This window comes from Desertibacillus haloalkaliphilus, from assembly GCF_019039105.1.
Classification (GTDB): Bacteria; Bacillota; Bacilli; order Bacillales; family KJ1-10-99; genus Desertibacillus; species Desertibacillus haloalkaliphilus.
Map to the genome: position 1 here is coordinate 1 of NZ_JAHPIV010000414.1, position 362 is coordinate 362.

At 39.2% G+C, this 362-nt stretch carries 1 protein-coding gene; it reads left to right on the forward strand.

Annotation, left to right across the window (positions count from 1 at the left end; translation table 11 throughout):
• On the forward strand, positions 1-335 hold a 335-nt coding region (locus KH400_RS22565), incomplete at its 5' end, for an SDR family oxidoreductase (protein WP_217228455.1).
• Between the last annotated feature and the right edge of the window lie 27 nt (positions 336-362).

Consider the following 362-nt stretch of genomic DNA (forward strand, 5'->3'; position numbering starts at 1 on the left):
TGACAAAGGTGCCAGCATATAGTGCGGCAAAGGCAGGTATTGATAATTTCACACAATGGTTAGCGGTACATATGGCTGAAGTTGGGATTAGAGTCAATTCAATTGCACCTGGATTTTTCCTTACACAACAAAATAAAAGATTGTTGACGAATGAAGATGGCTCCTTAACAGAGCGCTCTCACAAAATATTAGCTCATACTCCGATGCAAAGGTTTGGAACACCTGAAGATTTACTTGGCACATTAATTTGGTTGTCAGATGAAAATATGTCAGGATTTATTACAGGGATTACTGTCCCGGTTGATGGAGGATTTTTATCCTATGCAGGAGTGTAATACAACATCTAAGCGAGAGAATAGATG